Origin of the sequence: Robbsia andropogonis (assembly GCF_000970345.1) — a bacterium.
GTDB lineage: Bacteria > Pseudomonadota > Gammaproteobacteria > Burkholderiales > Burkholderiaceae > Robbsia > Robbsia andropogonis.
Genome location: NZ_LAQU01000044.1, coordinates 1 through 24,534 on the forward strand (window position 1 = coordinate 1; position 24,534 = coordinate 24,534).

21 protein-coding genes are annotated in these 24,534 nt (G+C 56.6%); 11 read left to right on the forward strand and 10 right to left on the reverse strand.

Annotated features, from left to right (window positions below):
- Together WM40_RS23305 and WM40_RS23310 are read right to left on the reverse strand one after the other, a co-directional pair.
- Nucleotides 1-2,152, reverse strand: a 2,152-nt coding sequence (locus WM40_RS23305) for an AAA family ATPase (RefSeq protein ID WP_052738487.1), incomplete at its 3' end; no start/stop codon positions are given.
- Nucleotides 2,149-3,474, reverse strand: coding sequence for a metallophosphoesterase family protein (locus WM40_RS23310; protein WP_330218175.1), 1,326 nt, complete (start codon nucleotides 3,472-3,474; stop codon nucleotides 2,149-2,151). The genes WM40_RS23310 and WM40_RS23305, both read right to left, overlap by 4 nt.
- Nucleotides 3,475-3,659: 185 nt before the next feature.
- Between WM40_RS23310 and WM40_RS23315 the strand changes: the two genes are divergently transcribed.
- The 3 genes from WM40_RS23315 (at nucleotide 3,660) to WM40_RS23325 (ending at nucleotide 6,960) form a co-directional block, all read left to right on the forward strand.
- A complete protein-coding gene (locus WM40_RS23315) occupies nucleotides 3,660-4,184 on the forward strand; it encodes a GNAT family N-acetyltransferase (protein ID WP_222102731.1) in 525 nt (174 codons plus the stop codon).
- Nucleotides 4,185-4,551: 367 nt separating this feature from the next.
- Nucleotides 4,552-6,279 (forward strand): methyl-accepting chemotaxis protein, encoded by a 1,728-nt coding sequence (locus tag WM40_RS23320; RefSeq protein ID WP_024903648.1) that lies wholly within the window; start codon nucleotides 4,552-4,554, stop codon nucleotides 6,277-6,279.
- Nucleotides 6,280-6,621: 342 nt separating this feature from the next.
- The gene (locus WM40_RS23325) at nucleotides 6,622-6,960 is read left to right on the forward strand and encodes a hypothetical protein (protein WP_024903647.1); all 339 of its coding nucleotides are present in this window, start codon (nucleotides 6,622-6,624) and stop codon (nucleotides 6,958-6,960) included.
- 191 nt (nucleotides 6,961-7,151) lie between these two features.
- Here WM40_RS23325 and WM40_RS23330 read toward each other — a convergent pair whose 3' ends face one another.
- Complete coding sequence (locus tag WM40_RS23330) at nucleotides 7,152-7,499, reverse strand: hypothetical protein (RefSeq protein WP_046154134.1); 348 nt, start codon at nucleotides 7,497-7,499, stop codon at nucleotides 7,152-7,154.
- A 472-nt stretch (nucleotides 7,500-7,971) separates the two neighbouring features.
- On the opposite strand from WM40_RS23330, the gene WM40_RS23335 reads away from it, so the two are divergent.
- Nucleotides 7,972-9,210: an FUSC family protein gene (locus tag WM40_RS23335; protein WP_046154135.1), complete on the forward strand. Its 1,239-nt coding sequence runs from the start codon at nucleotides 7,972-7,974 to the stop codon at nucleotides 9,208-9,210.
- Between the two features lie 43 nt (nucleotides 9,211-9,253).
- On the opposite strand, the gene WM40_RS23340 is transcribed toward WM40_RS23335, so the two are convergent.
- Together WM40_RS23340 and WM40_RS23345 are read right to left on the reverse strand one after the other, a co-directional pair.
- Nucleotides 9,254-10,348, reverse strand: coding sequence for an endo-1,4-beta-xylanase (locus WM40_RS23340; protein ID WP_046154136.1), 1,095 nt, complete (start codon nucleotides 10,346-10,348; stop codon nucleotides 9,254-9,256).
- Nucleotides 10,349-10,555: 207 nt separating this feature from the next.
- Nucleotides 10,556-11,575, reverse strand: coding sequence for a sulfate ABC transporter substrate-binding protein (locus WM40_RS23345; protein WP_390174010.1), 1,020 nt, complete (start codon nucleotides 11,573-11,575; stop codon nucleotides 10,556-10,558).
- Nucleotides 11,576-11,876: 301 nt separating this feature from the next.
- Here WM40_RS23345 and WM40_RS23350 point away from each other — a divergent pair, with 301 nt between their 5' ends.
- The 3 genes from WM40_RS23350 (at nucleotide 11,877) to WM40_RS23360 (ending at nucleotide 14,972) form a co-directional block, all read left to right on the forward strand.
- Nucleotides 11,877-12,383 (forward strand): flavin reductase family protein, encoded by a 507-nt coding sequence (locus WM40_RS23350; protein WP_024903642.1) that lies wholly within the window; start codon nucleotides 11,877-11,879, stop codon nucleotides 12,381-12,383.
- A gap of 161 nt (nucleotides 12,384-12,544) precedes the next feature.
- On the forward strand, nucleotides 12,545-13,288 hold the full coding sequence (locus WM40_RS23355) for a gamma-glutamylcyclotransferase (protein ID WP_024903641.1): 744 nt from the start codon (nucleotides 12,545-12,547) through the stop codon (nucleotides 13,286-13,288).
- A 190-nt stretch (nucleotides 13,289-13,478) separates the two neighbouring features.
- Complete coding sequence (locus WM40_RS23360) at nucleotides 13,479-14,972, forward strand: MFS transporter (protein WP_024903640.1); 1,494 nt, start codon at nucleotides 13,479-13,481, stop codon at nucleotides 14,970-14,972.
- A gap of 124 nt (nucleotides 14,973-15,096) precedes the next feature.
- On the opposite strand, the gene aroQ is transcribed toward WM40_RS23360, so the two are convergent.
- The 5 genes from aroQ to WM40_RS23385 form a co-directional block, all read right to left on the reverse strand.
- Entirely contained in the window at nucleotides 15,097-15,546 is a 450-nt protein-coding gene (gene aroQ / locus WM40_RS23365; RefSeq protein ID WP_024903639.1) for a type II 3-dehydroquinate dehydratase, read from the reverse strand.
- A 318-nt stretch (nucleotides 15,547-15,864) separates the two neighbouring features.
- A complete protein-coding gene (locus WM40_RS23370; RefSeq protein WP_046154137.1) occupies nucleotides 15,865-16,182 on the reverse strand; it encodes a DUF4148 domain-containing protein in 318 nt (105 codons plus the stop codon).
- Nucleotides 16,183-16,548: 366 nt separating this feature from the next.
- The gene (locus tag WM40_RS23375) at nucleotides 16,549-16,884 is read right to left on the reverse strand and encodes a DUF4148 domain-containing protein (RefSeq protein WP_024903637.1); all 336 of its coding nucleotides are present in this window, start codon (nucleotides 16,882-16,884) and stop codon (nucleotides 16,549-16,551) included.
- A 535-nt stretch (nucleotides 16,885-17,419) separates the two neighbouring features.
- Entirely contained in the window at nucleotides 17,420-19,372 is a 1,953-nt protein-coding gene (locus tag WM40_RS23380) for a sensor histidine kinase (protein WP_052738488.1), read from the reverse strand.
- A 474-nt stretch (nucleotides 19,373-19,846) separates the two neighbouring features.
- On the reverse strand, nucleotides 19,847-20,983 hold the full coding sequence (locus WM40_RS23385; protein ID WP_046154138.1) for a porin: 1,137 nt from the start codon (nucleotides 20,981-20,983) through the stop codon (nucleotides 19,847-19,849).
- A gap of 716 nt (nucleotides 20,984-21,699) precedes the next feature.
- On the opposite strand from WM40_RS23385, the gene WM40_RS23390 reads away from it, so the two are divergent.
- The 4 genes from WM40_RS23390 to WM40_RS32615 all read left to right on the forward strand — a co-directional run bounded on the left by WM40_RS23390 (nucleotide 21,700) and on the right by WM40_RS32615 (nucleotide 24,270).
- The gene (locus tag WM40_RS23390) at nucleotides 21,700-22,098 is read left to right on the forward strand and encodes a hypothetical protein (RefSeq protein ID WP_024903633.1); all 399 of its coding nucleotides are present in this window, start codon (nucleotides 21,700-21,702) and stop codon (nucleotides 22,096-22,098) included.
- A 471-nt stretch (nucleotides 22,099-22,569) separates the two neighbouring features.
- Nucleotides 22,570-23,199, forward strand: a complete 630-nt coding sequence (locus WM40_RS23395) for a hypothetical protein (protein ID WP_046154139.1) — start codon at nucleotides 22,570-22,572, stop codon at nucleotides 23,197-23,199.
- Between the two features lie 414 nt (nucleotides 23,200-23,613).
- Complete coding sequence (locus WM40_RS30375) at nucleotides 23,614-23,898, forward strand: hypothetical protein (protein ID WP_157685924.1); 285 nt, start codon at nucleotides 23,614-23,616, stop codon at nucleotides 23,896-23,898.
- Nucleotides 23,899-24,156: 258 nt separating this feature from the next.
- A complete protein-coding gene (locus WM40_RS32615) occupies nucleotides 24,157-24,270 on the forward strand; it encodes an IS3 family transposase (protein WP_407691465.1) in 114 nt (37 codons plus the stop codon).
- The last annotated feature ends 264 nt before the right edge of the window (nucleotides 24,271-24,534 follow it).

A 24,534-nucleotide genomic window follows, 5' to 3' on the forward strand; every position in this document is an offset into this window, starting at 1 on the left:
GAATGTCCGGCCGCGCCTGCGCGATTTCACGCTCCTGTTGGGCAATGCCATCCTGCAGTGTGCGGGCCTGCGCCAATGCGTCAGTCAATTGCCGGGCGATGGCCGTGACCCGCGCTTCACGGTCTGGGGCCTCTAGCGCCGACTGCGCCTGCTGCCGCTCGCGCTGCGCGGCCTCGGCCCCTGACTGAGCCTGCGCAGCCAGCAGTCGCGCATCATGCCACTGCCGCGTGATCCGCTCCATCTGCAGCCGCGCATCCGACTGCGCGGCAACTTGCATCGCTGCCTCCGCTTCAAGCGTAGCGACGTCCGCCATGAGATCGGCGTTGGCGTTGGCGTTGGCGTTGGCGTTGGCGTTGGCGTTGGCGTTGGCGTTGGCGTTGGCGTTGGCGTTGGCGTTGGCGTTCATGGTGACGGCGATATCTTGCGTCACATCAACATACGCCTCGATACCAGAGGGCGGTGTCCGCAAACGATCAGCGCTGTCGCGCAAGGCGTGATGGGCATCACGCAACGCCTCCACGCCTTGCGGCGCCAGGGCGTGGAGCGCCGCTTTCGCTGCCTGCAGATCCGCCTGGGCAATACGCGACGCCTCACGGCGTTCACGTGCCGCGTCCAGATCAGTCAACCCGTGTACGGCCAATAACGCATCGTGTACGCCCTGCAATGCCGCTTCGTCTCGCGCCATTGTTGTCAGGTCGGCTCCCCCAGGAACAATTTCAAGACGACCGATATCCGGGATAACGATTGTCTTCGCGGACAGCAACAACTGCTCACCATCTCCGCTGAGCGCGAGGTCGCCTATTTGCAGCGTGGCGCCGGGAAGCAACGCATGCCGCACACGCGTGGCCGCCACTTCGCGTCGCACCCGAAGATCTCGCAAAGCGTCACGTTGTTGCTGAAGCGTCGCCAGCACCCCGTCGTCGATGGCAAGCGCCGATGCGGCGGTCTGGCATGCGCGTACCCATGTTTGGGCATCCTCCGCCTGCTCCAACTGATGTTTGGCCTTCTCCGCCGACGCAATGGCATCGTCACGTTGACGCCACCATTGCAGCGCGCGCAGCCGGCCCTGCAAGCGGGTGACCTGTCGATCCGCCTGGTCCAGCGTTGCTTCAGCTTGCTCACGGCGAGCGGCGCATTGCTTCAATACGGCATCGGCCTCGGCGCGCTTTTCTGCTGCCATCGCTTCCGTGGTCTGCCGCAGTTCAAACGCGCTGCGTTGCGCGTCAAATGCTTCGCGCTGTTCGCGCAGCAAGTCGATCCGCGCATTACATTGCTCCCAATGTCGACGCGACTCCTGCAATGCCTGCGTCAACGCATCCACCCCGGCGAGCTGCTGTTCCGCATCCCGCTGCCGCGCACGCAACGCTTGCCAAGGCTGCGCCGCGCTGTCTTCGGCATGGGCACGACGCAATGCGCTTAGCGCATCGACTTGCTGGCGATACGTCGCGATCTGCCGCGCCAGGGTCTCGCGTTGTTCGGATAGGACCTGATACCGCGCGATGGCTTCCGCATACGCACCGCGGGGCGCCCCGGTAGTTGGTGTCAGCAATATATTACGCTCCGCTTCCACCTGCGCCGTCACCGCGTCAGCGCCCGTACTCGATAGCGCGTCCAGGTTGCCCTGCAACACGCTTCGCAGATGATCGGTCGCATAAGTGATGGCCTCCCGAAAGGCTTGCCCGCTACCTTGCTGAATCCAGAGCAAGCCAGGCACCCCCCACTGCGGCGCATCACTCGCGCCGCGCGAAGCATAATGAAACCCAAGCAATTCGGCCAGTTTATCTTCCGCGGACGCACCATCGAGCGTTGTTGCAGCAAGCCGAGTGCCAACGTGGGCGATCGATGTCTCGCCAATACGTAGCATGCAGCGCTTACGTTGCAAAAACCGCTTCGACAATGCATAGGATCGACCGTCGATCTCGAAGTCGATATCGATTTCCGGCGCGGCGGCACTGTCACCCCACGGTCGTAGGTCTTCAACCCCATTTGATCGATGCCGTTCCAAAAAGGCCGCGCGGATAGCGGCGACCACCGTACTCTTACCTGCTTCGTTTGGGCCACTAAACAGATTGATACCATTGTCCAGGTCTCGCAGTTCCAAAGGCTGCCGGAACTGCCGAACCTGTTCGAGGCGAATGCGTTGCAGTTTCATTGACGATCCTCGCCAGGCTGCAGCATTCCGGCCAGCAGCACGAGGGCATCGTGCGCGCATTCGGCTTTCTCTACATCGGGCTGTTCTTGCACATCGCGTAACGTCGCGATCACGTCGCCCAGATAGCCATCCGCATGAAGAGCGGCGATGTCCTCCGCCGTGGGCTGCAAGCGCAGAGCGCGCATATCGGCGGTCACGCTGCGGGCGCGCCCTTGCGCGCGATCCAGTGCACGCTGCAGTCGTTGCTGCCCGGCCAGGTCAACCTGCCCCGCCACCTGGTATTGCACGACATCATTGGCCTGCAACGCGGCGACATCTTGCAGCAACGCATCGAGATCACTGTCGACCTGTAAGGAAGCGGCATGGGCGCGCCAGCGATATTGCGTGAACGGCAACGGTACGACCGTCGGCAGCTCGCGACGCGCCGTGCCGGCACGCGGCACATGGTTGTCGGCCGGCGCCGCGGCCCAGGACACCAATAATATTTGTCCAGAGTCGTTGGCGCGGAAGCGATCCGTTTCCGGTGTGCCGCTATACCAAGTGCGGGCATCGATACGGCGCGTACCGTGCCAATCCCCCAATGCCAGGTAGTCCAACGCCGCCTGGTCAGCGCGATCCGGTGCGATCGGGTTACTCGAATCGATATCATCGGCAAGGATGCCCTGCACGCTACCGTGTGCCAGCCCGATGCGCCACCACCCTGGCGGTGTGTCGGCCTGGGCGAACCACTCAGTCAGGTCATGATGCGTATGGCGTTGCGTCAGCGGTGCCGGCAGAATCGCCATGCGCAACGGTTCGAACAAATGAACGCGTGGCGTCAGACAAAGATGCACGTTGTCGGGAACACAGCCTAAGCGTTGCGCACGCGACCAGATGGATTCGGACAGCGCCGCATCATGGTTACCCGGCAACATCAACCAGGGGCCGGAAAATGCCGCGAGGCTATGGAACAAGCGATGGATCGTGCGATCACTGAGTCCTTGCGCATCGAACACGTCGCCCGCGACCAGCACGGCGTCCACTTCTTCCGCCTGCGCATGCCGCGCAATACGCTCCACTACCTGAAAACGGGCCTCGACCAACATAACGCCGTCTTCAGTCGGGAAGTTGTTGTATGGCTTGCCGATTTGCCAATCCGCCGTATGCAGAAGGCGCAACCCGCGTCGACTGTCAGTGACGGCGACCTGATCCGCAGCGGGTTCCGGCGAGGTTGGCGTGCCGGCCCGCGTCGTCGCGGCGGGTGGCGCGGCATCCGGCGCCATGGCAGCTGCGTCAAACCAATCGGTGGGGCCCACAGTATCGGGCGTATCGAACATCGGCATGGGGTCCAGGCAAAACGCGAAAGAAATGACAAAAGGCAAAAGACAAAACGGCGACGGCGCCGGTCGTCATGTTACCAGCCGCGCGCCCACTACCTGCCATGCTGGTCAGACCGATCCCCTCACCGTACAATGCTTTTCCGAAACTTTATCGAGATGGCCGCATGTCGACTGAATGGACTTTTCGTTTGGCGAAACCTGACGATACCGATGCCATCGTGGCCTTGATGCAATCGGCGTATCGAGGTGAATCCGGAAAACAAGGTTGGACGACGGAGTCTGATCTACTGGATGGTCAGCGAACCGACGCGGCCGAAGTCCTCGAAACCATCACCAATGCCGACAGCGTCGTCATCGTCGCATTTGCATCGACACCGACGGGGCCCCGTTTGGTGGCAACCTGTAACACCGCCCGCGACGCGGTTGCTTCGGCAGCCTATTTCGGCGCGTTTGCCGTCGCGCCGGACTTGCAGGCACGCGGACTCGGAAAGCGTATGTTAGAGCAAGCCGAAAAGCATGCGCGTCAAGCCTGGGGAGTGGACACGATGCGACTGTGCGTTTTACATACCCGTGAGGAACTGATTGCGTTCTATCGGCGTCGAGGCTATGTGCCCACCGGCGAAACCGGACCGTTCCCCTATGGACAGCCGCGCTTTGGTATTCCAAAAGTTCAGGGACTTATGTTTCTCTGGCTATCGAAAACTTTATCTTGACTGATTTAAAAACACTCGTTTGAATAAATCGAAGTAATCCACTAATGCTGCACTATATTTGATCGTCCCCCTTCACTAGTGTAATTCCGAGTCGTTAATCGCGATGCGACCGGCAGAAGCGCGCGACGTCAACGCAATGGCGAGGGTTACCGCCACGGCAAGTAGTTTTGTCATTCAAAGCACATTGCGCTACTTCGGCCAGCCTCATTTTTATTTTCGGTTTAGCGAGCGCATCATCAACGCATAGCCGGAAAAAGTGCTTCTTTCTTTTTATGCACCAAAACCGCATTGGACCACCGCCTTTTTGCATATTTAAGCGCAGCGATCCAATGCGGCTGACAAGGCCGACTTTCCACCGAGACGCGCAATGAATCTTGCCAACATGACCATAAAAAACAAGCTAATCGCCGGCTTTGGCGTATTGGCGTTGCTCGTGATGATCGTATCCGCGATGTCGCTTCGCGCGCTGGGTTGGGCGACGGATGGCTTCTCGCATTTCGTCGACGGCGTTAGCGCACGCGCCGACGTCGCCAGCCAGTTCCGCACGGCAGTTGATCGCCGTGCCATCGCCGCGCGGAACTTGGTCCTGGTCACGAAGCCGGCCGATGTCACATTGGAACGCGCCGCCGTTGAACAGGCGCAAGGCGATGTCGTCAATCGCCTCAAGCAGTTGAACGACATGATAAACAATGCGCGTGATGCCAGTGACAAGGCCAGGTCCCTGGTTGCCGAAATGAATCGTATCGAAGCGCTATATAGCCCGGTCGCGTTGAAGATCGTCTCCCTGGCCTTGAGCGGCGATCACCAGCAGGCCGTTGTCATGCTGGACGAAGACTGCCGCCCTTTGCTGACCGCATTGATCGCCGCGACCGATGCGTACGCGACGTACACCCGCGAAGTGCAACGCGAACGCGTCGCCGAATATGACGCGCAATTCGTGATTCAACGTAATCTCCAGATTGCCCTGTGCGTGGGCGCCGTGGCGTTGGCGACCCTAGCCTGCTGGTTCATTACCCGCTCTATCACCCGCCCTATCGACCGTGCGGTCCGGGTGGCGCAAACCGTCGCCAAGGGTGACTTGACCAGCAAAATCGTCGCAACATCGAACGATGAGACCGGCACCCTGCTGCGTGCCCTGGCGGAAATGAACGCGCATCTACGGGAGACTGTCGGACGCGTACGAAATAGCGCAAATTCAATTGGTACCGCAACGCGTGAGATCGCTGCCGGCAATATGGATCTGAGCCAACGTACCGAGGAACAAGCCGCATCCCTCGAAGAAACGGCAGCCAGCATGGATGAATTGACGCAAGTGGTGCATCAAAACGCCGAAAACGCGCATCAAGCAACGGCGCTTGCGACCAACGCATCGGAAATTGCAACAAAGGGTGGCGATCTCGTCGATCGCATGGTGAACACGATGCATGACATCGAACGCAGTTCATCAAAGATTGCCGACATCACGGGTTTGATCGAAGGCATCGCGTTCCAGACCAACATTCTGGCGTTGAACGCCGCGGTGGAAGCGGCGCGGGCAGGGGAAGAAGGGCGCGGCTTTGCGGTGGTGGCCGGGGAAGTCCGGAACCTGGCACAGCGGTCCGCTTCTGCCGCGAAGGAGATCAAGGAACTGATATCGACGTCGGTCGTTCAGGTCCAGCAAGGCTCCACGCTGGTCGGCGAAGCGGGGGGCACGATGCATGAAGTCCAACAGGCGATTACCCGGGTCAGCATGTTGATGGCGGACATCGCCAGCGCATCGAACGAGCAGGGACATGGCATCGGACAGGTCAACGAAGCCGTATCCACGATGGACAAAGTCACCCAACAGAACGCAGCGCTGGTCGAAGAAGCGGCGGCGGCCTCCGAATCGCTGCGCCAACAAGGTCGGGAACTAACCGACGCGGTGGCGTTCTTCGTCTTGGAAGCAGGCCAGAGTCATGCCATGGCGCTCGGCGCGAACGACGACGATTTGCACAGCAAACCGCCGACGCGCCCTCGTAAGCCGACCCGCACGGTATCGCGCGGTCATTCAGTGCCTGCCTTCCCAATTGGGGTTGGCGCGCCGGCGATGGCCCGTGTTAGCGCGATAGACTAGGGTTCTCGTTCCGCGCAATCCTGATTCCGTCCCACCGTGGACGGAGGCCACACCTACGCGCTTGACCATCGTCCGCTTCGGCCGTTTTTATCTGCAGAAATTACCTGAATCAATGCGTTTAGTGGCTCCTATTGATCGAATTTACCGATTTATCAACATTCAATGATCAAGATGTCGGGCTCATGGTGCAGTAACGGTTAAAAAATAAATTCTCAAAAAAATCCTAAAGTTCTTCCCGCGTGCGCCGTTTACTCCGTTGTCGACATAAAACCAGCAGCCGATCCGATAAAAAGCGGACCCCCTGCCCCGACTCACACCCTATCTATCGCCCGGGGATTGACGATGCTCAGACAACGACTCTATGTGTGGCTGCGTGGCAAACTGTTCGCGCAACAATATGCACAAATGGACGCACTGTATGGTGACAGCGCCCGACCCGCAGGTCCCGACGTGTCGGCACGCGGCCAGTTTGCACAGGTGTCGGATACGCTAAGCACGGCTGCCGGGGCAGTGTCCGACAGTTTGGCAGCCGCTACCGCCAGCGTGACCGAAACGATCGTTGCCGCAACGGAAGCCGCCACCGGCGCAATGGCGGCATCGGTCAACGCCGTGTCCGCGGCATCGGCCGTCTCTCCGGTGAGCATCGACTCGGCCACCGTTCCCGTAGCTGCGCATTCCTGATTTTGAGTGAGGGGTTTGACGTGCATGGATAGGTACGCCTGACGGTTGTCGGTCGGGCTGCGCTTTTGCGTTTGACTGTCAGTGATCCGCCTTTGGCTGAGTCCTGGACTATTTCCCGGATTGGCTGGTCGCACGCAAAAAATAGCCGTGGTACCCACCGCCATCCCTCTCACTTTCTATCTGGGCCACGATCAGTATCCTGTGTCAGTCACCGCGAACACATCTTCCTTTTCGCCAAAGAAAAGCGTCCTCGGCCGTAAGAATGCGATAGTGCCGGCGTCACTTTCCCCTTGTGCTTTGGCGCAGTACTCGCTGGCCTGCTTCATGAAAGCGATGGCGCACGTCTGCGATGCGCCATTCTGTATAAGAGCTACCGCCGCCTTGTCTCTGTAATGCGCCCAGGCGGCCTGGCTGTCGTGCATGTAATAGTCGAAGAATTCAATAACGTCGGCCGATAGCGGACGGGGATCGGACCAGGCCTCGAAAATCGCTTTTTGCCATGGCAGAGCGCCCCTCCTCGACGAGGCGCAAAAGCGCATTGGCTTCCGCTAGCGTGGTGTGGTCCGCCTCTTCCCAGGAATAGGCCTGACGTTCACGGAGAATCGCCTGACGCCGTTGACGATGCCGACACGATCCATGTCCGTTGCTTTTCCCCCTCGCCTCAGTATCTTGAAACGCCGCGGATGAATGCGGCGCGCTAGACTATTTTGGTCACGTCAGGATCGTGATTGCCGAAATTTCATTGGGAGATAGCGCACGAGCGGCTCGCTACCGTACAATGCCGGCCGCAGCTCGTCGATTTGTCATGCTTGGCCTACTCGCCACCGCCGACGGTTGACTCGCCGCCGCGCCATTGAAGGTGCGAGCAGAAATACAGACAGGCCGTGCAATTGCGCTTTGTTGGTGATCCCGACACCGCGCACCGCGCGGCACTTTGACATTCAGGGAGCATTCCCTAAAGACAGGTGGTTGCCACAAGCGACTTCCTGCCTCGGTCTGGACTCATCGATCATGATCAACGCCGCCGCACTCGGCACGCTACGCCACGTACGCGTCGACGAACTGAACAGCACGCCTGCCCTGGCCCATTTGCGCTACGGCCTCGTCAGCGTCACTGCTGCCGCGACCACCGCGGCCCTGACCGTTCCCACCTTACATTACCTTGGATTGCCGATTCCCATGGCGGGCGTGGGCGTACTGTTCGGGATGGTATGTCCGCTGTTCCTGCGCGACAGCACGCAACACAATGGCGCAGAGCATGATCATCGAACGCGTTGGTGGCACACGCTGTTCATCCTGTACGGCACGACATGTATCGCCTGGTTGGCGGGTGCGCTAATGAACTACTCGGTCGTGACTGCAGGCATCGGCTTTCTGGCTATTTTCTTTGTCGGACTGCTATTGCAGAACTGGGGGCCACGTGCGATTGGCGCAGCATTGAACGCCCTGGTCGCCTACTACCTCGGCATTTATTTACACCCTGATGCGGACCACACCGCGTTAGCGTTGGCGGTGTCATTGGTAGGACTTGCCGTTGTCATGATGACCTGTCGTTGGATATGGCCGATTCGTGCGCCAAGCGCGCGATCCATTGGCGACGCCGGCGCTCCCGACAATTCATCAATCCCCGTGACGTCATGGCGTGAGATGCACGCTTCCCTCTGTTGGTCGCCAGCGGTACGTGGAATGGGCGCTGCCGTGCTCGCGATTGCCGTAGGCCATTCTTTGTCGCCGGAACGGTGGTGCTGGGCCGTGATCAGTGTCTTCGTCGTATTCATGGGCACGCGCTCCCGGACCGACGCGCTGCGCCGCGGTCTTCAGCGTCTGGGCGGCACAGTCGCCGGCGTGCTGGCAAGCGCCCTACTGGTAACGTGGATCGGCCATTCGCTATGGTTCGATTGCCTGTTGATGGCGCTCTGTGTTGGCGGCTGGGCGTATCACATCCTCCACGCCTATGCGCGCGGGGTTTTCTTCATCACGATTCTCGTCGCGCTGGTCTATGCCTCGCTCGGTTTTGCCATGACACCGCTGTTGGAAGTGCGCTTGCTGGAAGTCGTCGCCGGATGTTTATGCGCGTTCGCTACGGCGTTGATTCCGGGCTCCGCGTTCTTTACACGTACAAACGTCACCACTATGGGCGATACGCCCGCGGGAAAGACAGTGAATGTATGTGCTGCAGCCGTCACCGCCGTCGCGGAAGATAGGGGTGGTATCGAGCCGGTGCGTCCGGGCTTTTTCCCGGCGGATTAATCAGTCATAGCGAGTAGGCAGTGTGCTCGGCCACCATCAGGTATCAGCGCGCCAAACAGTGCGCGATAGCCCAGCTTGCAGGTTTGATCTGGCCCTCTGGGCCAAAGGCCAACGGTCGTTGCGCCAATGGTCCATTGCCTGGCGTGGCGCCCGTGCGATGTGGCGTGTCCCACACGCCCCACGTGATGACGGTTGATACGGCGCGTGTTGCAAGCACGACTTCGAGATACCGCTTATACGTTGCCGCGACGATATCATCGCGTTCATCCATAGATCCTGTAAGACGGCTGTCATCCACATCCAGCTCGGTTACGAGAACCGACAATCCAAGATCGCGCACCGCGAGAATAAAGCGTGACAACCCCGCGCCAAATCCTCTGACTTCACCAGCACGCAAATGCGATTGAATGCCCAGCGCGTGAACCGGTACACCACGCTGCCGCAGCCCCTGCAACATCGCCAGTACGGCCGACCGCTTTGTGTCGCCATAATGGCCGTCATTCTCGAGGCCGTAATCGTTATAACAAAGCACCGCGTCCGGATCGGCTTCGTGCGCGGCGTGAAACGCCAGGTCGACATAGCGTTCGCCCAACATTTGATACCAGAATGCGTGCCGCATGCCTCCTGGCAAACCATCTTCCACCTGAATTGCTTCGTTGACGACATCCCACGAAACGATCTGGCCCCGGTAATGACGTGCGACCGTATTGATATGCATTGTAAGGACCGCTTCGGCATTGGCTGGCGTCACCGCATGCAGCAGCCAGTCCGGCAACGCCCGATGCCAGCAAAAGGCGTGCCCCCGCATACGCTGGTCGTGCGCCTTCGCGAACGTTGCGATGCTGTCTGCCGGCGCAAAATGGTATCTTTGCGGTTCCGGATGAACCGTCGCCCACTTCAACGCATTCTCGGGTACGACAATACTGGCCTCACGCATGACCAACGCGCGGTACACCTCATCCTGAGCCAGCTTTGCAGCGTCCAGTGCAAAACCAAACGTCAATCCCCTCGCCGCGGCAACTTCACGCAATGGTACAAAGCGTTCCGCCGCACCCGCCATGCGAATGCGTAAGAATGGCATCGTTGCCAAGCCGCAGAATGCGCGGTGCACGAACTGACGTCGGGTTAAAGGGATCATGACCTGGTAGTTTGCTCGTCCGTGATGTCCATCGTGTCACCGTCGCCTTCCGACCGGACGGTATTGCCGATGCAAGCATGGCTGAGTATGTATCATTTAGAACGATTCAAGGCCCTAACACCACTTCAGGATAAACATCACATGGGCCACAAGTAAAAAGTCGACCCGCAGGCCGACTGATCTTACATCACCCTACTGAATTAGCGATCAACTCCGCTTGGTATAGATCTGATCAAAGGTACCGCCATCGGCAAAGTGCGTTTTGTCCGCCGTCGACCAGCCGCCGAATGCACCATCGATTGTCACCAGCGTTAGATTCGGAAACTGGCTTGCATATTTCGCTTTCGCCACGGCACCAATAGGCCGGTAAAAATTCTGGCCGATAATATCCTGCGCCGGGTCCGAATATAGATATTTCAAGTACGCTTCCGCGACCGCTCTCGTACCCTTGCGATCGACGTTCTTATCCACGACAGCCACTGTCGGTTCACACAAGATACTCACGCTCGGTGCGATGATTTCGAACTGCCCCTGGCCAAATTCTTTTTCGGCAAGATGCGCGTCGTTCTCCCAGGAGACGAGCACATCGCCCACGCCGCGTTGCGCGAACGTAATCGTCGATCCTCGAGCGCCGGAATCCAGCACCGGTGTGTTCTTGAACACCTTCTGGATAAAGTCCTTCGCACCCGCATCCCCGCCGAAATGCCGACGCCCGTACTCCCATGCAGCCAGATAATTCCAGCGCGCACCGGCGGATGTTTTCGGATTCGGTGTGATTACCGCTACACCCGGCTTTGCCAGGTCACCCCAATCCTTGATGCCCTTTGGATTACCCTTGCGCACCACCAGCACGATCGTCGATGTATAGGGCGCCGAGTTGTTTGGCAGACGCTTCTGCCAATCGGCCTGTATCAGACCGCCATGCTTGACCAACGCGTCGACGTCCGGCGCCAGCCCGAGCGTCACGACGTCGGCCGGAACGCCATCGATCACCGATCGCGCTTGTGAGCCGGAACCGCCATGCGACTGCCGGATCGTCACGTCCTGCCCGGTTGTTTGCTTCCAATGCGCCGCGAACACGGCGTTGTAGGCCTGATATAGCTCACGCGTGGGATCGTACGAGACGTTCAACAGTTCGACTGCCTTCCCCGCCGCCTGCGCGCGGGTACTGACACCAGCCAGCGCAGCCAGGCCACCAGCCGCTCCCGCCAGCGCCAAACCACTCAATGCCACGCCTTGCTTCAAGAAAGTTCGCTTTTGCTTATGCACGTTCCGTCATCCTTTCCGATCCTGTCGGATCGATTTGTTCTTGCATCAACGCCGCCCTGAAGAACACCTCTGGCGTCGCGAGGTTATTATTAACCGTTGATTACAACCAACAGGTAGTATAAGAAGCCGTTGATGGGTCCCTACGAAGCATTTCGTATATCCATTCCCATCTTCGGAATATTTGGAGCACCGTTGTTGCATCTCTGGCTGGTGTTACCATGCGCAGGTTCGCTCTCTTTTCAGAAACAGGATTGTTTTCGTGGAATCTGCTGACCTCGTTAAAGATTTTCGTGACGCCATGTCACGCTTTCCGGGTGCCGTCACCGCCATCACGACGCTCGATGGCGACGCGCCCGTGGGCCTGATTGCCACCGCGGTCTGTAGCTTGTCCGCGGAACCGCCGTCGTTGATCGCCTGCGTGAACCGCAGTTCTTCCACACACGACATCATTCTGCGTAGCGGCTTTTTCGCCGTCAACGTGCTGAGCGGTGAACTGTCCAATGTGCTCGAGCAATTCAGCACCCGCCGTGGCGCCGAGCGCTTTGACGGGCTGACGTGGACCGCCGGCGTCACCGGCGCGCCTTTGCTCGCGGGCGCACATCTCGCGTTTGATTGTGAGGTGGCCAACGTACATGATGGCTTTTCCCATTCGATCATCGTCGGCACAGTGCGGGCAATCGAGCAGCACGCATCGCTGGAAGCCCATGCCCTGTTGTGGCAAGGGCGCTCGCTGCATCGTGCGATAGAAATAGAGAAGGCGGAGTAACCCCTCTGCCAAATTGCCACCGCCACGCATGGCGGTGGCACGCACACCGCCGATGCCTGGCCAAGTGGTTCTCTGCATATCGTTATCGCAAACGGTTATTTCCCCTGCGCTGGTGCGTTCGGTATCGTGACAACCATTCCAGTTGTCAATGATCCGCTCTCATGGTGACGCGTGGCTGCCTTACTACCGGTGCATTCCTGTCCAGCCTGGCCGGCGTGCCGGCGCACTTGCGTTGGTCGACCGCCGCCATTGAAGCATCGATGCATGACACGCTGGCGCAGCTAGCCTGCGCGAGACCGGCTGCGGCGGATGCCTCACGGACCGGTGACGTCTGGCTGTTCGCTTACGGCTCACTGATATGGAATCCGCAGTTACGGCACGGCGCGCAACATATTGCGACCCTGTCCGGGTGGCATCGCCGCTTCTGCCAAAAATTGATTGCTGGTCGTGGCTCGCCACAATTACCAGGGCGGATGCTGGCCTTGTGCCCCGGCGGTGAAACCCGTGGCTTGATCTATCGCATTGCTGCTGCCGACCTGTTGAATGAGTTGCGTCTGGTCTGGATTAGGGAAATGGCAATGGGTGCCTATGTTCCCACATGGGTTGAAGTGACATTGGAAGACGGATCCCAAGTCAAGGCTCTCGCGTTTGTGGCCAACAGCACGCATCCGCACTTTGACGACGAAGGCGATCTACCTAGCGTCGCGGCCGCCATTGCCCAAGCGCAAGGGCCCTGGGGTAGCAACGCCGAGTACTTATGGCGTCTACAGAGCGCGCTTTCCGCTCACGCGATCGAAGACGCCTACATTCACAACCTCGCAGACGCGGTGAACCACGTCCAGCAAGGTGTTATCGAAGCGCTGCGCCAACAGCGCTCCCGCAGCAGCCTGGCGCTGGCCGCGTGACGGGAGCAGGCGGTCAACAAAGTCAGGCCCTTTTCCACTGCATCTCCTGCTGACCGTCGATCTAAGCACATAACCAGAAAAGATTTAAAAGATCCTTTCCGTCATCTTAGAATTCGCGCACGTTGCCCTGCGCGCGCCTCAACGCGCCTCTAGCAGCTTTTTACACGTTCGCGATATTTAATCAAGTTCCATGCGTTCCACCGCTTCTCCGTCGTTGCCGCTCCGCCCGATCATTCGGCGCGCGAGCGATGTCTCACATCTCATTAACACTGGCGCAGTCCACGGTGCTGATGCGCGTGTCGTCGTTGCGATTGCCTTGGGCGGCGTCTTCCTCGATGCTTATGACCTGGGTGCACTGGCGTTCGGCGTAAAGGATATCACCAAGGAATTCGCACTGACGCCATCAGGCCTTGGCGCGGTAACCTCCGCTATCACCTTCGGTGCGGTGATCGGTGCATTTATCGGCGGTTATCTCACCGACCGTATCGGTCGCTATCGCGTCTTCATGGCCGATATGCTGTTTTTTGTCGTGGCTGCGATCGTATGCGCGCTCGCGCCGAATGCCTGGGTATTGGGCGGCGCCCGTTTCGTCATGGGATTGGGCGTGGGTATCGATCTTCCTGTCGCCATGGCCTTCCTGGCGGAGTTCTCGCGCCTGCGGGGACCCGGCAACAAAGCGTCACGCGTGGCAATGTGGTGCCCGGTCTGGTATGCCGCAATCAGCGTCAGTTATCTACTGGTACTTGCCGGCTTCACTTTCCTACCCGAAAGCCATTCGAACCTGCTATGGCGCCTGACGCTTGGCTTTGGCGCAGTACCGGCGCTGGTAATCATCGCGGTGCGTAGCCGCTATATGAGCGAGTCCCCGGTATGGGCGGCAAACCAGGGCGACCTGGAAGGCGCGGCGCGTATATTAAAAAAGTCCTACGGGATCGACGCGGTTGTCGCGCCGAACACCGACAGCGGACACAATCCCGCAACGGATCGGCCGAAACGTGTACGCTGGCGCAGTTATGGGACGTTGTTTCAAGGCATCTATCGGCGCCGAACGATCCTGCATACGGTAATGGGTTTCGCCTCATCATTTGCCTACAATGCCGTCGCTTTTGGCTTGCCCGTCATTATTGCCAGCTTCCTCGCGCAGAACGTCCTGAATACAATCCTCGCTTCACTGGTCCTCAATCTGTGCTTTGCCTTCGTAGGTGGGATGCTGGCCGTTAAATACGTACCAAAATGGGGCGCATGGCCGATGACCGTTGCCGGCTATGCCTTTCAATTCACTGCGTTACTAGTATTGGCAGTGATCGGCCGCCCCGGCACCAGTATGGAGGTGGTGATCTCTTTAGCGATGTTGGCGCTATTCCTGTTTGGCCAAGGCATGGGACCAGGCTCGCATACGATGACCTACGCGTCGCTGAGCTACCCTACGTCGCTACGCGGGATGGGCGTCGGACTGCATCAAACCACCGTCCGTATCGCATCCACACTATCGTTATTCCTGTTCCCGATTCTGGCTCACGCGCTAGGTACGCAAGTGTTCTGGGTGATTTCCGTGGCGCCGTTGATCGGCTTGACAACGCTGTTGGTACTGCGATGGGAGCCATCGAATTACGATGTCGACGCGGAAGACTTTTCAGTGGAAGCGAAAACGGTGCAACCGCTGGACGCGGTTCATACCGCCTGAACGATAACAATTGACGCCTGGTGCAACGCGGCTCGCTACCTGCATCAACAAATCCGTATTAATACCGCTTGCCACGAAAATCGACCTTCATCCGGAGGTCGACTTTTCTTTGCTTATCGACCGATCAACGCAATGCGGCCATAGCTGCACGCAAGCCCAGTAAATAGCTCTCTACACCAAATCCCGATATCTGGCCTTTCACGACTTCCGAAAAAACAGACACGTGACGGAACGCTTCGCGGGCGTGTACATTCGACATGTGTACTTCGATGATCGGCACTGTCAGAATGGCAAGTGCATCGCGAATACCATAACTATAGTGCGTCCACGCACCCGCATTGATGACGACCGCATCCACTTTGTCGGCGAATGCCTTGTGAATCCGTTCCGCCATCTCGCCTTCGAAGTTGCTTTGAAACGCTTCCACCTCTGCGCCAAGCTCTTTTCCGAGCACCGTTACCTGGTGATTGATCTCGTCCAACGTTGCAGTGCCGTACTGCTTCGGATCGCGTTTACCAAACATATTCAGATTGATGCCATGGAGCACCAGTACGCGTTTTGTACCTGCGGTCATGCTTTTCTCCCAAAGACTTATAGAACTGGCAAGATGCGGCAACGGCTGGGCGATGCCTTAAATGACCGGCGATGAAGTCTCACGCCTTGTCGCGGTTCATGACGTCAATCAGCGCTCCCGCCGGGCACACGCATTTACAACGCCGCCATTCGACCGCCTACGGCGCAGCCGCATCCAACTTTGCAGCACTATACCGGATTGCGAATGCAAAAAAGCCGCTCTGATGAGCGGCTTTCCCGGGATGCAATGTCGAGACAGATGTTGGCATGGATACTGCGTCAGCCCCCATGGTGCTTATCTGGCACCTACAAGAGCCTATTATGAGTGGCTGTAATCGACCGGGTTCGGGTTCCAGTCCCCTGACTTATCCGATTGGCGTACACCCGAAGCGGTGCTACCCGACGTCGACGAACCTGACGACTGCGCTTGCGTATTTTGAAGGCGCCGCTCGGCGTTTTGCAAATTAACCGGATAATTCAGACGGTCTGTTTCCGGGCGGTAGCCGGCGTTTTCAAGCTGGATCAGTTCCGCTCGGACACTGGCACGCGTAGCAGGTACGTTGGATTGCGCATGCGCAAACAGCGGGGCGCTCATGCTTGCTGCAATGGCGATAATGGGCAGAATCTTGGTGTTCATGGTGATGACTCCAGTTATGTTATTCGCTTGGAAACCTGGGCATCTCTTTGTTTCGATGTCTCACGCAATTGTTGTGACGCAATTGATTTTGGTTTCTTGACTACAGTTTATGTCCATGCGATATCAGCAAAAACCCTGTACCAGGCAAAAGATTCTTACGCAAAACGATCGAAATGCCTATAAACAGCACTCTTTGCACCTAAAAAAATAAAAAGCGCCGCATGATGCGGCGCTTTCTAAGTGGAGAATAAAACCATCGTGTCTCGCCGCGTCGTCTGGCCGGGGGCATGGCAGTCGGCGCGGCGTACGCTAGGAACAATTCTCGTTAACACATGTCATATTGCGCATATACCGTCCACGCATTGATCAGGCACCCGGGTGGTTGTCCACCGGGTTAGGATTCCAGCCTTGGCTGTTGCTGTTATTACGACCAGGAGCCGAATCCGACGAACCCGACACCGAACTGCCCGACGAGTTGGACACATTCGAACCGCCAAAATTGATACGGCGTTCCGCACGTTGCAAGTCCACCGGGTAATTGGCACGGTCAGCCCCCGGGTTGTAGCCTGCGCTTTCCAACTGCGACAGTTCGCTCTTCACTTCCGCACGGGTCACTGGACCGTTTGCAGATTGTGCATGCGCGAAAACCGGTACGGCGAGGGCTGCAGCGATAGTAACGATCGGCAAGAATTTGGTGTTCATGTTGGACGCTCCAATAGGTATCAGGTTGGAAACCGTGGGCACCAGAGAGCTGATGTCGTTAAGGACAAGCGCTAATGCTTTGACGCGTTGTTTTTGGTTTCTTGAGTACATTCTAGGACTCTGTTTGCCAGTCGTCCTCCCTATCAAGGGTAAAACTTTATTGTCTTTTTTGATGATATGGTAACGGGGCACTAACATTTATTGATAAAAATCATATTTATCAATGACTTAAGCAATTATTTTGGTAATAATTCGTCATTTTGAGAGACACTTTCTTGCAAATACTCTCTTCTCGTTCCCCTATGTGCCCCAGGGAATAACGACTGCTCGAATATCACACGGGCTTTTGATGTCTAACGCTGATTAAACCGAACATCGAATATTTCCATAGGCCTACCAATACATTACGGTTCGACGCGTAAACGCGGGACATTCTCTTGAATAAAAAAGGAATTGCAAGTAATCGCCGTGTTGGGATTAGCGACCGGAGATTATCCGTCCGGGCTCTACCGGGAATCCGGTGGTCAGCGCGACATCACAAACCAGGCACTAGTCCTTCGGCTTCACAAGGAACAATCACGGTCACGCAAGCGCCGTCCCTGTTATCAAACCGTACCGTACCCTCACAACGCCGCACGCGCTTGGCAATACTCAGCAGTCCGGCCCCAAAGCTCGGCGAGTCATCGTTTCGCGGAAAGCCGATGCCGTTATCCTGGACAATCAAAATCAATTGGTGAGGAACCGCGCACCACGTAACGTCGACACGCGACGCGCCACTATGCTTCATGACGTTCGTCAACGATTCTTGCAGGATACGCATCAACTCCAGATTACTTCCCGCTGGCAACCGACAAGATGCGAGACCGGTAATATTCCAATGACAATCGATATTTTGCGCTTCGAGCAAACGCGTCCACCGGTGCCGCATCGGGATCAGCACGGCTTGAAGCCCATGGTCACTCGCGGTCGCTTGCGACGACGTATCGATGATGATACGAAGATCATCGCGCAACTCCTTCAGAATCGGCAGGAAGCGTTCCGCAGGCAGCTCGCCCTTTTGCTCTAGAAGCGCGATGCTGCTTACTAGCGTGCCGCCCAGCCCATCATGCAGATCGTGTGCCAGGTTCAACCGCTCGTTCAACCGTGCATTCGCCAGTTGTAGTTCGTATTGACGCTTCAACGTGCTTTCGAGCCCCTGACGCACTTCCTCTACCTTTAGTTGAAGATCTTCATTGAATCGTTCAACACGACGAATGTTTGCGACGAAGTCATTGGCCAGCGCAAAACCGATACAAACAATCTGTACCTGGGATGTCAGTGCATTGATGTACAGATTGTCTGAGAGAATATTCATCCACGTTAACAAATCGTGGGCACCCGCGACCACAAGCACAAGCGTGGCAATCGCTACGATACGATGCTTTGTCAGGCCATACCGAAAAGCGAAATAGACAAAGCAAAGCGAGGCTCCGAGAAAGATCGCGGCGGCAAGTTGCATTGAAATGATTTGCCCGCTTCTCAGCACGCTTTCAGGGAGCGCAATAAGGGCCAAAATGATTCCAATGTCGAGATAGACGATTCGTCGCAGCCATCGCTCCGCTCGCGGAAGGCGCTTGTCCGCGAACCGAATCATACCCATCGCATACGACCATGCGTGAACTACCACGGCGAGCATGATCAAAGTTTGCCACTGAGTCGTACTGTTGAACGGCCACGGTGATCTCGCAACCTGACTGTAGCCAACAATCATCCAAGCGATGGTAGTCAGGCAAAACCAGCCATATATAGGTTGCTGTCGGCGCATCACCCATAGGGCCAAAACAAACATGCCGACGGCAAAACTGACTGCAACGCTGAACAACTGCCAATCGTGCCGGAAAAACATATCGTGGCCATAGAGCCAGCGCAACTCACCTAAACGACCGGTTGTAATCGAGCCCAAACCGGGATCCTCAAGTGCCAAACCGGAAATACGCACCAATATCGTATTGTCACCTTGGCGCAACAAGGCATCGGGGAGTATCACCAATCGTGGTGTATTCCAGGATCGGCTCAGCGGCTCAACCAAGCTGACATCGCGCTCAAGCAAGGCACCATTGAGATACAACGTACCCGCCATGCTCCAGTATGAAACGAGGATAGCGTGAACTGCGTCCGGCGGCCGGGCATCGAATCCCGCCGGCGAAAGGCCGGTGGTCGCGTCGGGGCCCGGCATCGGTGACGCATCGAGCCGCCAAGTAAAGCGATACCAGACGACACCAGTGTAATTCGGCCAGCGCTCCGTCCATACATCCGGCAATGCAACGGGTTGCCAACCATTGACAGGTGGGACGTTATCTTTCTCGTCGCCGCGCACCGCCTCTACTTTGACGATCTTTTGCGTGGTATCGTCAGAAAGCTCGCTGTGTGCCACAGGAGCGGTACGTGGTTGGCTGCCGTCTTCGTCATCACCTGCGTCCTTAGCAAGTAATGCCATAACATCAGTCATCTTAGACTGTGTGGACCCCATGGCCGATATATCGATCGGACTATGGGATGCGCCGCTCGCCTTGGCACTACTTGGGAGAAACCAAACAGCCAGACACACGGATGCCGCACACAAAGATACGGTCCAGACAGTATTTACCATCCCAAATATCAGGCAGCCGGGCTAGATTGTTATGGAAGCCTCGACGAGGCCTCCTCCGAGGAGTCACCTCGATGTGTAACAACAAAAGTTTATTCGTCTCAGTCGCATCTCGCGTACTACCGGATGTCTACATCTACGGCGAACACTACTTTACGCTTAATTCTCACGGAAGTCAGGGCAACTTTTTGAGATTAACAGATAACTGGCTCTTTATCATTAATAATATATCGACTGCATTTTAAATGCATGAATGGTTTCTCAAAAATATGCAAATAAAAAAAGCCGAGGCGAATCGCCTCGGCCGGTTATGCGAGATCAGCAGATCAAGCTTACTTAGAATTTATGACGGATACCGACGCGAGCAGCGATCTGGTTCGTCGAACCCGAACCGGAGTTACCAAAGTAACTCGTGCTCGAACCGATTTCAGCCTGATTCGTCACGCCGTTATTGCTGCCCACAGCCTTTTGGTAGACACCTAGCACATAGACATCGGTGCGCTTGGTCAACGCGTAATCCATTGTCAGGTTGACTTGGTGCCACTTACCCTCGTAATTGCCAGTCAGGTCAGTGAATGTGTATGCCCCGCTCAACGAAAGTGCCGGCGTCAATGCGTACAAGACGCCTATTTCACCGATATTGACCGTGGAGCTAGGTGTGTTCACTGGCGTGAAATGCGTATTGGTCCAGAGGCCCCAGACTTGTGCCGGGCCGAAACGGTACTTCGCGCCCAGTCCGAACGTACGCAGGTCATGCAGGCCTTGCGTGTTCACGTTTGCCAGTGACGTGCTGAAGCCATCAGCACCCGGGAAGTGAATGTCCGTGTAGGCTGCGCCAGCCGACAGCGGGCCCATCGCATATGACGCGCCAAAGCTATATATGCGTGAAGCAGACGTCAGCGAGCCGCTAAACGCACCTGCTGTATTCGAGAAAGCATACATCGCACCTAACTTCAGGCCGGCAAAAACGTCCGACGTGTACTTGATCGCGTTGTTGGCGCGGCTCGACGTCAGTTGGTCGATATCGTTGATATGGAAGCCGTAGTTACCCGCAGCGGTTGTATTGCCGCCTGAAAACGGTGCCAGGAAGTCCGTCGAAAATGTGTACTGACGACCCAACGACAACGTACCGGCACCCCTCTGCGTGAGGCCGACGAAAGCTTGGCGACCGAACATCCGGCTACCTTGGCCCAGCGTGCCGGTACCCGAATTAAAGCCGTTTTCCAAAACAAAAATCGCGCTCAAACCACCACCGAGGTCTTCATTGCCCTTCAAGCCCCAACGACTGCCTTGTGCAACGCCGTCGTCATACTTGAACAGGCTTTTGGAACCACCGGTAACCGCCGCGTGATTCACGTAGCTCACGCCGGCGTCGATAACGCCGTATAGCACAACGCTGCTTTGTGCCTGCGCAGCCGATGCCCCGATCAAACCTGCGCTTACTAACGCCAATGCAATAACTTTGTTCTTCATCTCGATTTTCTGTGGTTTAAAAACATATCGCTATTAGTTAACAGCGGATCGAGTATGCAGACACTTCTTTTCAGTATTGTGTCGCTGATTTTCGGCGACCAAGAGCGACGCTTATACACAACGCAAATACCTAAGTGGACTTTTTCTCTAAAATACGCCCCCAGTAGATGCAGAGATGACTAAATATATAACTTTGGTGTATGTACCGACATTATTGAGATCAATTGATAAAATAAAAGGCATTTAATTAATACAATGTAGGCGTCGATAGGCCCACGTCCATTTCTTTCTAACAGTTCACAACATACGACTCAGCCGCCGTGCAGAATATATTATCAAGCGCCACAGGAGGGCGGCGCGGATCATGCTGGATAACAGGATTATCGTTGCAGGAAGCTGCCATGAGCCAAGATACCACGCAGCCCCCCATACTGGATCAACGCGCCACCCAAAAGGCCAGGCCAACACGCTCAGCGGCCAAACCCGCACCTGGAACCGCAGAAAAGTGGAAACATATCAAGGAGTCAATGCGTGACCCCGAAAAGCACCGTAACAACGGGTATTAACCGCCATTAACAGTGACCCTGCGCCACTCACCCACTAGTGGAAAGGTAAGGAACGGGCGAGTGCCGTCGTCTTGATAGCAGACGGCTGTGTCTAGCCGGCACGATCGATAAGGCAGTATTCTGTCATTTTTAACACGGCAGGCGAAGGCGATGACAACGCGCATGAAGCAGATAAAAATCGCGGCTACGGTTTTGTTCGTATTCTCGGTCAGTGCCGGAGCACAGACGGTGTCATGCGACAAGATTAACGTTGAGATCGACCGCAACCAGAAGATCTTAAGCGTCTCGGCACCAATCGGCGAAAACAGCCCGATTCGGGAAAACAACCGGCTGTTGGCGCATACGATCGCCGCGTCGCTAATCCAGTCGAATCTGATTCTTTTGGCAGCGAATCACTGCCGGATGCCGACCGAACCGATCAGCGACACGACTTATACAAAAAACGCGATGGAGTGTGCGACACTGAAAATGCAGACTGGCATGGATGATGCAGTGGTAAGGGACCGCTGTAATATCGCGCTCTGGTCGAGAAATTTTAACGCTCAGTAGAGCCCCACAATTGCCAATCGTTACAACACGGACACGTTCAGGCGGCGCGGCGTCTCATGACCAGCCGGATTAGCGCCAGACTTGCCGCTACTCTTTGAATTCGTCCGCGTAGCGACGATTCGATACGTTCTTCGTGCTATCAAAACCCCGCCTTTGCTGTACGTCGTTTTAAGGCGTGGTCATAATGCACTGAGCAAGCGCCTACTACACTTTTCGCACGGTACCGGCGCATCGAACGCAGGCAATACACGCCATCGCGCCCCTATCGCGGTGCTTCAAAGGCTTTGTTACGGAGGCAGATACGTTTGCGAACCCGGACGTAGAGTGCCCACGACGCGCGGGCGCTAAATCGGCCTAAGTAAAAGTCAAGGTTTCGCAGTTTTCAACGACGCGATAGGATGACAGGAAACGTTCCGGCCGTTCGCGAAGCAGACTGGCCAACTTTGGAAATCTACCTGACAAGGCTTTGCTATGCGAGTAAGCCGCGACAAGATGCTAGTACTTTTCACAGAGCGATACCTCTCTGAGCCTGACGACGAGGATAGCGTCACCGCTGACTTTGCCGAGTATCTTGAAAAACGCCGCGACGCAATGAGCGCCAGCGATTTTACATTTTTGATCCGGATTGGCGCTCAACTCGTATCTAGGAGCTTGGAAGAATCCTGGAATGTTATCCGTGCCGTTGAGTCAACCACCATCACGCGAACGGTTTCAACGAAAATTCGCGCGTGGAGTGCTCTCCACGATGATGCGTTTCGCCGCAATCCATTAGACAGGCGTGACACGACGCCTGCAAATGCCCCGTTATTCAACTTGCCACTCGTTACGACGGGTATGCAAACAAACATTCGCCCGTTCAGCAAGCTTAAGACGCATGGCAATGCTGGCAACCGCGTCATCCATCAGGAATGTGCTGATCTCGATATGATCGCGCTGCGCGTTCCATTTTGTGAAAGGCGGCAAACTCGAAAAGAGGAATGGCGGGCTAAAGCGGCTTCCTTCGAGGCAATATTGGCACTCACACGTTCGACGCAGGCCCGTGCGCGTAAAACAGTAACGCGGTCGCGACAAGGATTGAACGGTGAACAAACGGTCATATAAGGTCGTTCGCCACGCTTTGCGCTCTTAACAAGGATTGCCGACTACCGGCAGTCGTGATTTTCCGCAAGCAACAACCAGCACACAGGCCCTGCCCTGGAAAATTTTTATTGCGGCGCGCGCACTGCCAAAACGCGGCATGTCTTTGATCTGCTCGAGAACTTCGAGCGGGGCGAAGTGCAGTTCAAGGCCGCCAAGAAGCTAGATCCGATGCCTGCCGAGTTTCAAGCGGCGATCCGGCGCGCGCGGCCGACAGAAAACGCTAACGAACCAAGTGGTCAGCAGGCACTTTGACAGAGGCATCCTCTAAACATTCAGGGTCGGCGCATGAAAGGCGCGCTGCGGAATTGGGATTGGCTTCAGAAGCAAAAGGTGTAAGCTGTTAAAACCCAAGTAAGGCGCTAACAAGATAACGCCATGATTATCCAAGATCCAACAGATAAAATCCGTGCACTCGAAGAAGTGCTGGGCGTTTTGATTCGTTCGCTTCCCGTGGATAACCAAGCCATAGTCGGCGAGTTCCTCGACGTTAAAATCCGACATCATGCCGAGCAGATCCAAGAAATTCCAGCAATGCATATCCGCCCTCTTGGACCGAATGAGGTCTCGCCAGTGATATCGAATCGCCATCATCAACGGCAACTCGCTCTCTTCACCGAGATACGAGATTCAATCTTCCCGCAAAACAGTTCTCGTGCATGATGAAAACCTCAGGCTCTGTCCCATTCCAGTCAAAACGATTGCCGGCTGAGTCGATGCTCGACAATGCCGCACTGAAGGACCACGTTCGCCAAAAGTAGTACGCCTGCAGGCCAAGCGTGAGGCGGTCCGCAAGTTGATGAGCGAACGCGCTATGGGAGTTACCCGTGCCTGCGGGCTTGTAGAAATCTGGCGCTCGCTCTTCTTTTATCACGAGTCGACGCGAGCCAGCGATACCGAGTTGACGGAGCGCATGGCGCCATCGCAGCTAGCAAGCGACGATACGGCTACCGCCGTATTCACGTGCTGCTGCGCCGTGAAGGCTGGATGGCGAACCATAAAAAGACATGGCGGCTGTACAGTTGGCCGGATTAAGCGTTCGGCGGCGCAAGCGCAAAAGGATAGCGGCGGTCGAACTTGCTGCTCGGCCATTGCCGAGCGGGCCGAATCAAAGCCGGTCGACGGACTTTGTTTCTGATGGACTTGCATACGGGAGACGTTTCCGTTGCCTGAATGTTGTCGATGGCTACACGCGTGAATGCTTGGCTATAGAAGGCGATACGTCGCTGCCAGGAATCCGCGTTAAACAAGTGATGCACCGCCTAAGAGAAATGCGAGGCTTAGCGCTGTCGATTACCG